11 protein-coding genes are annotated in these 8,140 nt (G+C 44.1%); 3 read left to right on the plus strand and 8 right to left on the minus strand.

Going from position 1 to position 8,140, the window contains the following annotated elements:
* Positions 1-6: 6 nt before the first annotated feature.
* The 3 genes from ACI35L_RS12925 to ACI35L_RS12935 all read right to left on the minus strand — a co-directional run bounded on the left by ACI35L_RS12925 (position 7) and on the right by ACI35L_RS12935 (position 3,295).
* Positions 7-1,482 carry an amidase gene (locus tag ACI35L_RS12925; RefSeq protein WP_439803057.1) on the minus strand — a complete coding sequence of 492 codons (1,476 nt, stop codon included), beginning with the start codon at positions 1,480-1,482 and terminating at the stop codon, positions 7-9.
* A gap of 13 nt (positions 1,483-1,495) precedes the next feature.
* Positions 1,496-2,437 carry an LCP family glycopolymer transferase gene (locus ACI35L_RS12930; RefSeq protein WP_439803058.1) on the minus strand — a complete coding sequence of 314 codons (942 nt, stop codon included), beginning with the start codon at positions 2,435-2,437 and terminating at the stop codon, positions 1,496-1,498.
* Positions 2,438-2,746: 309 nt separating this feature from the next.
* On the minus strand, positions 2,747-3,295 hold the full coding sequence (locus tag ACI35L_RS12935) for a histidine phosphatase family protein (protein ID WP_439803059.1): 549 nt from the start codon (positions 3,293-3,295) through the stop codon (positions 2,747-2,749).
* Between the two features lie 104 nt (positions 3,296-3,399).
* Here ACI35L_RS12935 and ACI35L_RS12940 point away from each other — a divergent pair, with 104 nt between their 5' ends.
* The 3 genes from ACI35L_RS12940 (at position 3,400) to ACI35L_RS12950 (ending at position 5,050) form a co-directional block, all read left to right on the plus strand.
* Positions 3,400-3,666, plus strand: a complete 267-nt coding sequence (locus ACI35L_RS12940; protein WP_049671237.1) for an acylphosphatase — start codon at positions 3,400-3,402, stop codon at positions 3,664-3,666.
* Between the two features lie 148 nt (positions 3,667-3,814).
* Positions 3,815-4,621 (plus strand): C40 family peptidase, encoded by an 807-nt coding sequence (locus ACI35L_RS12945; protein WP_049671238.1) that lies wholly within the window; start codon positions 3,815-3,817, stop codon positions 4,619-4,621.
* 120 nt (positions 4,622-4,741) lie between these two features.
* Positions 4,742-5,050, plus strand: coding sequence for a hypothetical protein (locus tag ACI35L_RS12950; RefSeq protein WP_049671239.1), 309 nt, complete (start codon positions 4,742-4,744; stop codon positions 5,048-5,050).
* On the opposite strand, the gene ACI35L_RS12955 is transcribed toward ACI35L_RS12950, so the two are convergent.
* From ACI35L_RS12955 to ACI35L_RS12975, 5 genes are all read right to left on the minus strand, one after another.
* Complete coding sequence (locus tag ACI35L_RS12955; protein ID WP_049671240.1) at positions 5,047-5,247, minus strand: ChaB family protein; 201 nt, start codon at positions 5,245-5,247, stop codon at positions 5,047-5,049. The genes ACI35L_RS12950 and ACI35L_RS12955 overlap by 4 nt on opposite strands.
* Positions 5,248-5,355: 108 nt before the next feature.
* Positions 5,356-6,075 (minus strand): YebC/PmpR family DNA-binding transcriptional regulator, encoded by a 720-nt coding sequence (locus tag ACI35L_RS12960; protein ID WP_049671241.1) that lies wholly within the window; start codon positions 6,073-6,075, stop codon positions 5,356-5,358.
* A 154-nt stretch (positions 6,076-6,229) separates the two neighbouring features.
* Complete coding sequence (locus tag ACI35L_RS12965) at positions 6,230-7,000, minus strand: ABC transporter permease (RefSeq protein WP_439803060.1); 771 nt, start codon at positions 6,998-7,000, stop codon at positions 6,230-6,232.
* Positions 6,997-7,908 (minus strand): ABC transporter ATP-binding protein, encoded by a 912-nt coding sequence (locus ACI35L_RS12970; protein WP_231589522.1) that lies wholly within the window; start codon positions 7,906-7,908, stop codon positions 6,997-6,999. The genes ACI35L_RS12965 and ACI35L_RS12970 overlap by 4 nt, the downstream gene beginning before the upstream one ends.
* Positions 7,895-8,140, minus strand: a 246-nt coding sequence (locus tag ACI35L_RS12975; RefSeq protein ID WP_439803061.1) for a PLD nuclease N-terminal domain-containing protein, incomplete at its 5' end; no start/stop codon positions are given. The genes ACI35L_RS12975 and ACI35L_RS12970, both read right to left, overlap by 14 nt.

An 8,140-nucleotide genomic window follows, 5' to 3' on the forward strand; every position in this document is an offset into this window, starting at 1 on the left:
TTACCCTTACATCCCCTTCAATCCAACCCAAATCGGAGATTCCTCCATTTGTGCGGCTAAACCTAATAGCCAATCCTCTCTTCCCTTTGGAGCCATAATCTGGACGCCGATTGGCAGTCCATTGTCACCCATATGAACAGGTAAACTGATTGCCGGCTGGCCAATAATGTTTGCCCATTGAGTAAACGGTGTATAGGTCAAGCTTGGGAGAAACATATCGTAGACCATTCTTAATTGTTCGGACGGGGATGCTTCTTCAATTTGAAGCAATTCCTCTTCCTCTTTCTTCGAATGGGTCAGTTCACCTATCCGAGGAGCGGTGCTGGCAGTAGCTGGCGTGATGTATAAATCAAAGGTTTGGTTGAAGTGAGCCATCTGGGCCGCTGCCGTATCCCATTCAGCAATGCTTCTGGTGAACTGGATGGCTGATACCTGTTCTCCAGCTGTCTTCAGAACCCAGGAGACAATTTCAATATCTTCACTTGTTACTTTACGGCCAATGGATTCCTCGATGGACCTGATATCTGCGGCCATTTCACCGCAGTTCATGATGTAGTAATTCTCCATAAGCCTGATTCCATCGATTTCAGGCTCCTTTTCTTCCACATGATGGCCTTGTTCTTCGAGCCATTTAACGGTTTTATGTACAGCCTTCACAGCATCAGCTGAAACCGGAGTACCGACTGGAGATTTCACTGAAAAGGCAATTCGAAATTTCCGCTCACCATTGTTCAAATCTTCTAAGTAGCTTCCTTGATAAAGCGGCACGTTGAAAGCGGCTTCTGGCTGCAGTACCTGCAGGACATCAAGCATGGCCGCGCTGTCTCTGACTGTTTTCGTGAGGACAAAGTCCACAGCAGCACCATGCCATTGCCTTCCTACACCTGGTCCAACCGGTGTTCTGCCTCTTGTCGGTTTTAACCCGACAAGCCCGGTGAAGGAGGCAGGTATACGAATGGACCCTCCTCCGTCACTTGCTCCGGCGATTGGGACAATTCCAGCTGCAACGGCTGCCGAAGCACCACCGCTCGAACCGCCTGGTGAATACGCTGGATTCCAAGGATTCCGTGAAGGCCCGTAAAGAGCCGGCTCCGTAATATTTTTCAGCCCGAATTCAGGCGTGCTCGTCTGCCCGGCAATAAGAAAGCCGGCTTCTCGGATTTTTCTCACATAATGGGAGTCAATGTTGGCTACCCGGTCCTTCAATAGCTTCGTCCCAGCTGTAGCCCTCTCCCCCGCGATAGACTGGGAAAGATCTTTCAAGAAAATCGGAACACCTGCAAATGGTTTGTTGAAATCCATTTTTCCTGCTTCGGTTAATGCCTGTTCAAATCGTGTGTGCACAATCGCATTCAGTTCTGGATTGATGTCATCCGTCATTTTACTGACATCCTCCAATAATTCCTTCGTACTGATTTGACCCTTTTTCACCAGCTCAGCCAAACCTAACCCGTCATAGCGGGAAAACTCAGCTAAATTCATCAAACCACCTCATTTACTGCAATTCTAATTGTTCCTTGAGATGCTGTTGAACCTTTAAACGCTCTTCATCGGTGATGATCTCAAAGTACAACTCTTTTCCATACCCTTCATCATATAGCTTTTCACTGGTACTTTCCATCTCAATTTGTTCAATGGATTGGGCAGCGGAGCGGTAATTTTTCTGAATATCCATCATTTGGTCAAAGGTCAAATTGGTTTTTATATGATCTCCGAGGGTGTTGAATATATCTTGGTATTTCGTCAGCGTTGAGAAACTTGCCCCTTTTTCAATGATGGCTTCAAGAACTTCCCTCTGTCTTGTTTGCCGGCCAAAATCACCGCGTACATCCTCATATCTCATTCTTGAGAAGGCCAATGCCTCCTTGCCGTTTAAGAGAATTTCTCCTTCTGCAAAATGAGTTCCTGCATGGGTGAATTCCTCATAGTTCATTACGGTGATGCCTCCTAAGGCATCCACGATTCCCTTGAAGCTTTCCATATTAATCTGAACAAAGTAATCAATTGGGATATCGAGAAATTGTTCAACGGTATCCGTTGCTGTCTCTACACCACCGTAAGCATAGGCATGGTTGATCTTCGTTGTTATTCCCTTACCGGCAATTTCTGTCCGGGTATCTCTCGGGATACTGACCATTTCAACGGATTCCTTTTCTGGATTGACAGCCAGCACCATAATGCTGTCTGAGCGGCCTTTATCTCCCTGCCTCTCATCAACACCCAAGAGTAAGACCGAGAAAGGCTCAAGCTCTTCAAGGGATATCTCCTCTTCCCGCATCTCTGTCGTTTCTGTTTCTTTATACATGGAGTCTACTGCCCCAGTCATAGATTGATAGAATGACACACCATATGTGCAGCCTGCCATAATCATCAGAAGCAACAGCACCCCAATGATTCTCTTCCAGTTCTTCTTCCTCTTCCTTTTTTTCTTCCTCATTCCATTACACCTTCTTCTGCTCTATTCATACCGTTCATTTCTTCATTTCTGAAAATTCCATATTTATTCATCTTGGCATCTCCAGCATCACCAAACTAATAAATATTGGCACTGTTGGAAAGCACTAGAAATACTATATCACTTTCATAGGAAAAACAAAAAACAATATCGAAAAATGTAAACCCTTGTCATAAAAAATCATTAAATGTAAATAAATAGTCATATTTCTGTAATATTAAGATAATATTAATATTCAGAAAGAAAGGCAAAACCTTCTATTCACCAAAGAAAGTTTTGCCCTACTAAACATTACTTATCCCATATTCGTTCAATCTGACATTGCCCATTATCAATCATGAGATGAAAGACATCTGGGTTTGTCATCCTCTTCCATTCCAAAAAGCCGTATGTTGGATTCAATTGCTGAAGCATTAAAGTCAGCAGATTCCCGTGTGTCATTATCGCGATATGATCACATGGACCGCTAATAGCCTCTTCAAGCACCTCAAGCCCTCTAGCTGCTGCCTCTGCTCCGGATTCCCCTCCTTCAAGCTTTTTCTCCAGATCCTGAAAGGATTCCTCCAGCAGCTGCTGCCAATTAGGTAAATCTACATTTGAAAGCACCCGCTCTGCCAGGCGTATATCCTCTTCTACAATCATTTGTTTGTCCTGTGCAATTGGTCGGCATGATTCCAGTGCCCGCTGGTATGGACTAGAAATTATCCGTTCAATTCGAATCCCCTTAAAGAAATGCGCGAGCTCAATAGCCTGAGCGCTTCCTTTCTCCGTCAGCCTGCATGAGGCATCCTGCCCTTTTGCCTGACAATGCCTCATTAAATACACATGCTTCATTTCCATCCCCCGCCATCCCATTTTATAGATTCTTCCATTATATCAAATTACCTCTTCTAACCATCCTATTCCGCTATAATAGGAATAGATAGGAGAAAGGAGTGTTTTCCATGAAGCAATATCATCTAATTGTATCCGGCTTCGTACAAGGGGTTGGTTTTCGTTATTATACTGAACGGCTCGCATTTTCCTATAAAATAAAAGGCTGGGTTCGAAATTTACCCGATGGGACCGTTGAAATTGTAGCGCAAGGGCACGAAGAACCTTTATATGCATTCATAGAAGAGATTAAAAAAGGTCCTGGATTCAGCCGAGTGATTGATGTGCAAATGGTAGAACAGACACCAGATATTTTCTCGTCGTTTGAAATTAGGTAAATTTTATCATTTTACAGAAAACTCATTTATATTACAATAAACTTTCCTTTCTATTACATTTTGCCTACAAAACTAGTAATTTTTTGTCGATTGGTCTAAACTTAGCTAGTATTTTCAAAAAAAATTACTAACTATGTAGGGGGTCATCATGAATAAGAAAGTTTTATCCGTTACTGCAACTGCTGTTTTGTCGTCCGTCCTTTTTGCCAATGCTGCCTCTGCCGCTACTGTGAAAGTCGTAAAGGGAGATACTCTGTCTCAATTGGCTGTTAAATATAATACAACTGTATCAGCTATTAAAAATGAAAATAACCTGACATCTGATATGATTTACATAGGTCAAACGTTAAAAATCGGAGAATCCTCTTCATCAACATCAGCATCGACTACGAAAAAATACACAGTGAAATCCGGAGATTCCTTATGGAAAATCGCGGTTAAATACAATACAACCGTGGCAAAGCTTAAATCATGGAACAACTTAAAAAGCGACACAATCTACCCTGGACAAGTCTTGATTGTCAGCAAAGCTGGCGCAACGACTTCCGGTTCAACATCCGGCTCTACAAGCGGCTCCGGTTCCAGCACGTCCACTTCAAGCGAAGCTCAGCGCATGGTCGCAACAGCAAAAAGCTTGATTGGCACCCCATACGTATGGGGCGGTACAACACCGAGCGGTTTTGATTGCAGCGGCTTCATCTACTATGTGGTGAAGCAGGAGCGCAGTAATTTCACTCGCACAAATACAGCTGGGTACTATTCTTCCATGAAGAAAGTCAGCAGCCCGGCAGTCGGAGATTTTGTCTTCTTTGAAACGTATACAACTGGTCCATCCCATATGGGGATTTATATTGGCAACAACAAATTTATCCATGCCGGTTCTAGCGGCGTAACAGAATCAAGTCTTGGGTCCTCTTACTGGTCCTCAAGATATCTAGGCGCACGCAGCCTGTAATAGAAGGATACCCGAATGAAGCTTCTTTTCATTCGGGTTTTTTTATGTTAGAGACAGATGAATAGACTTCGACCAATTGCACATTCTATCCGTAAACCGGATGGCAAGGAGGCGGACCAATTGGGAAAGAACCACCATTTTCATGTATTATATACGGGGATTCCCGGCCATACAGAAAAGGATTATTGGGCTCATCCCCATCATTCCATGAGCTATCAGAAGGGTCTGTCCGTTCTTGAGGACGGTACTTATATGATCATCGAGCAAAGAAAATGGGTAGAGCAGGAAAGCATTGGCTATCTTATTTCAAAGGAAGAAGCGCTGAAGGAGATTCTCCAAGCGGGTAATCTTCATTTACTCGAGCAGCCCAGCTTTCAGGAGCTGAAGAACCTTTATGAGAAAAAACGAGGAGAATCCAGCACTACTTAGTTCTTCTCAACCCAATCTCCATCATCATTTTTCTCATATTTATTTTTAACAGCGCTCCATGCTACCTTGAAGGCCGTTTCTTCTTTATCATATTCCTTGGATGCAGAATTAAACGCTTCCTTAAAGATTTCCTGCGCATGGCTTGGCAGCGAATCTCTCACAGAATCCGGCAGGTCTTTCTTGGATTGATATGGCATCATACACCCCTCCTTTTTCTCCCTATATTTCCATATATCCGAATCCTTAAACAAAAAAAGCCGCCATCAGAGCAAGGTGCTCCAAATGGCAGCTATTCTTTTCAGGCATTATTCACCTAAATCTACATTATGGTAAACCTGTTGTACATCCTCCAGGTCCTCAATTGCATCAATCATCTTCTCAAACTGAGCTTGCGCTTCTGGATCAAGCGAAATGTCGTTTTGTGCAAGCATGGTTAATTCCGCCACAGTGAACTCAGTAATTCCTGCATTCTTGAAGGCTTCCTGAACGGCATGGAATTGATCTGGCTCTGCGTATACGATAACCGCGTCATCCTCTTCCAGAATGTCACGAACATCAACATCCGCTTCCATCATCATTTCTAATACTTCATCTGCCGTTTTTCCTTCTACTCCGAACACGGCTGTTGCATCAAACATGTAAGAAACGGAACCGCTCACACCCATGTTTCCGCCATTCTTGCCGAAAGCGGCACGAACATCTGATGCTGTACGGTTAACATTGTTTGTCAAAGCGTCTACGATGACCATGGAGCCGCTTGGGCCAAAGCCTTCATAGCGGAGCTCATCATAGCTTTCCTCTGAACCGCCTTTTGCTTTTTCAATCGCACGGTCAATAATATGTCTCGGTACGCTGTACGTCTTCGCGCGCTCTAGGACCATTTTTAACGCTTGATTAGATTCTGGGTTTGGCTCCCCTTGCTTGGCTGCCACATAAATTTCACGGCCGAATTTCGCATAGATTCGGCTTGTGTTCGCATCTTTGGCAGCTTTCTTTTCTTTAATGTTATTCCATTTACGTCCCATGTATAAACACTCTCTTTCTTATATATCTACTCAAGAATAGTAATACGAAATAGGCGGTCACTTCAATACCTTTTGATGATTTATCGCGTTTCCCTAATGAATATACCGCTTTTTATGCATTTTTACCATCTTTTTACTTATCGAATCATTCATTCTAGATTTCCTCTTTTTTAAATAAAAGAATCGTCAAGATAATCATGAGGACGATAACGGCCAGTAGAATCAAAAGAGGTGCCATAATCTGCCCTTCCTTGCCAATGATGATATTCCCTGCTGCTTCCGTGAATGCTGTTGGCGTATATTTCTCAAGGGAATCAGGAAGATACTTGCCCAGCTTCGTCAGCGCCAGGTAAACAGCATAGCTTAGAAATCCCGCCAATACCGCACTCTTCATAATAGAAGAAAAAAGCAGGGTGAGTGTTACGCACAGAAGGATTAACACAAGGTAAAGAAGCGTTCCCTCTGCAATAGCCGCCCATTCCATTTTCCCGTCAAAAAGGATTCTTGTATAATAAACGGTTAATCCCATACCGAAGAGAAATGAAACGGTTGATAATAGCGCATAAGCCGTCCATTTCGCCAAAATATACCCGCTGCGGCCAATTGGCTTTGATAATATAAGCGCGGCACTCCCCTTCTCTCGCTCGGAGGCTACCGTGCCCATCATGACAAGAATCAGCACAATCAAGCCAAGCTGTTCAAAGTTCGCATAGATTCCACTGACAATGTCGGCGGCGGAGCTTTCCGGAACAGAAATGACGGTCCCTTCCGGCAAGTCCTGCTGAATAAGTGTCGGCAGAAGCTTCATCGTAATCGGCAGAGTAACCATGATGATGGCAAAGGCAAATGGCACAATAATGAGCTTATAAGAGCGTTTTAATTCAATCCATTCCTTCCAAAGCATAGCCCAGAACATCCCCATCATTGATTCACCACCTTGAAGAATATATCCTGCAGCGACAAGGTCTCCATCCGGTAATCCGTAATGATGCCGCCTTGCTCGTGGATCATTAAGGGCAGGGAAGCCCTTGCCCGCACGACATCTTTGACAATGACTCGATAAGAACGGTCTGTAACAGCAACCCTCTCCACCCAGTTCTCGCTGGAGAGCGCTTCCGCTAAAGAATCATTTGAGTCAAGGAGCTGGAATGTAATTGAGGAGCCTGCGTACTCCTTCATCAGTTCCTGCTTGGAGGAGGATAATAATAACTTCCCTTTATGCAGGATGAGGATATGGTCAGCTGTTTTCTCCACATCGTCTAGAATATGGCTGGACATGAAAATCATATGGTCCTTCTTCAATTCCTCAATCAATTCAAGGACCTGATGGCGTCCAATCGGATCAAGCGCAGAGACAGGCTCATCCAGAAGAAGAAGCTTCGGATCATTCATCAGCGCCTGCGCGAGACCAAGCCGCTGCTTCATTCCCCCGCTGTACCCGCCGATCTTGCGCCTTCTTGCCTCCCATATCCCGCATCTCTTTAGCAGCTCCTCAGCACGAACGCTGCTGTCTTTCTTCGACATCCCAAAGAGCTTACCCGTAAACATCATCCATTCCTCGCCTGTCATATAATCATAAAAGGACGGATTCTGCGGCAGATAACCTATTACTCTGGCAATTTTCTTCGGATCCTCCTCCACATCATAACCCTCGATTTGAATCTTCCCTGACGTGGCTCTTGCTAGTCCGGCCATAATACGAATGGCCGTCGTCTTTCCAGAGCCATTGCTTCCAATGAAACCGAAGCATCCCGGTCCTTCAATCGAAAAGCTAATGCCCTTCAAAGCCCGGAAGCCTTTATAGGATTTAGTCACGTTCTCACATTGAATCATTACGATCATCCTCATCCCATGTATAATCCTTCTTACCTGCCACTAAATAAAGCACAGGACCTATTGTCGAGAATAGCAAGATCACAATAACCCAAATGTATTTCTTCTCACCCTTAACTCCCCGTTTATCACGCTTAGCCAAATCCACTAAAGCAATAATCTTCAAAATGAACTCCATCACAAGAAGCGGAAGAATGATTTGCAGCTGTTCACTCATCTCAATCACCTCAAT

Source organism: Pradoshia sp. (assembly GCF_051873915.1).
Taxonomy (GTDB): Bacteria; Bacillota; Bacilli; order Bacillales; family Pradoshiaceae; genus Pradoshia.